The sequence below is a fragment of the Mesorhizobium sp. M7A.F.Ca.CA.002.04.1.1 genome (genome assembly GCF_004022805.1).
GTDB lineage: Bacteria > Pseudomonadota > Alphaproteobacteria > Rhizobiales > Rhizobiaceae > Mesorhizobium > Mesorhizobium ciceri.
On the sequence record NZ_RZPL01001066.1, the window covers coordinates 1 to 1,277 of the forward strand.

A 1,277-nucleotide genomic window follows, 5' to 3' on the forward strand; every position below is an offset into this window, starting at 1 on the left:
CACGGAAGCAAGCAGCCTTTGCAGCGTCCGCAGCGTCGAGCCGTCGGCAACGCCGTCCACCTTGCGCGGCCGGAAATGCCGTTGGAAGGCTTCGACCACCGCCTCCGTCTGCCGGTCGAAAACGCCGGATATTTCAACGCCATAGCCGTAGAGCGCCAGCATCGACTGCAACGCTTCGATATCGCCGCCGGTGTCGCCGGTTGTCAGAGTAGCGCCTCGCCTGACGGGGGCGGCCGTAACGAGATGGCCGACACCGGCCTCGAATAGCGCCCGCCACGGAAACTTCTCGCCGGGATCGATTTTGCGCCCCGGCGCAACATCGGAATGCGCGAGTACCCGCTCGGCGGCGATCGAATGCCGACCGGCGATCCCCCGGCACAGCCCGATCACGGCATCGATCTGCCGCCGGGGAAAACCGGGATAGCCCAGCGAATGCCCCGGATTGACGATCTCGATGCCGACGGAACAGGAATTGATGTCGGCGCATCCGAACCACGAACTCTTGCCGGCGTGCCAGGCGCGGTCGCTTTCCCTGACCATCTGCACGATATGGCCATTCTCGTGGACCAGATAATGCGACGAGACCTCGCTGGCCGGATCGCAAAGCCAGGCCTCGGCCCCGGCGCCGGTCGCCATGCCTGTGTAGTGCAGCACGATCATGTCGGGCCTGGGTGTTGTCTCGCGCCGCGGGCCGAAATTCGGCGATACCCTGACTTCGGCACGTGGCTCGTCGGGCAGAAAGCCGCTCATGCGTGGCGCAGGCCCCGCTCGATCATCTCGTAGGCGGCATTGATCGCCGCCACCCTGGTGGTCGCGATCTTGATGAATTCCTGAGGCAGGCCGCGCGCGATCAGCCGATCCGGATGATTGTCGGAAACCAGCTTGCGATAGCGTTTCCTGACCTCTTCGAACGGCTTGCCGCGCTCGATGCCCAGCACGACATAGGGATCCCCGGCGCCGAGATTGACGTGCCGGGCCATGATGGCTTCGTAATGCGCTTCGTCGATGCGGAAAATCTCGGCGATGCGGTGCAGGAAATGGCCTTCGCGCTCGTGCACCAGCCCGTCGGCCTTGGCAATGTGGAACAGACCGTCGAGTATGTCTTCAAGCATCACGCAGTTGGAATGCCCCGAACCGCACATCTGGGCCATCCGCTCGGCATAGGTTTCGAAACCGGCCACGTCGCGCTGGGCGAGATCGAACAGCCGCGCCACATTGCGCGTCTCCTTCGGCGGCACTTCGAATATCTCCTGGAAGGCGCGCACCTCGTCCTGGGT

Annotated in this window: 2 protein-coding genes; both read right to left on the bottom strand. The window is 64.1% G+C overall.

Translation table 11 applies throughout. The features are described from left to right. A partial coding sequence (locus ENZ75_RS32135) for an N-acetylmuramoyl-L-alanine amidase (protein WP_164888191.1) occupies positions 1-750 on the bottom strand: 750 nt, incomplete at its 3' end. Beyond that, a partial coding sequence (locus tag ENZ75_RS32140) for a DnaJ family molecular chaperone (protein WP_164888192.1) occupies positions 747-1,277 on the bottom strand: 531 nt, incomplete at its 5' end. The genes ENZ75_RS32140 and ENZ75_RS32135, both read right to left, overlap by 4 nt.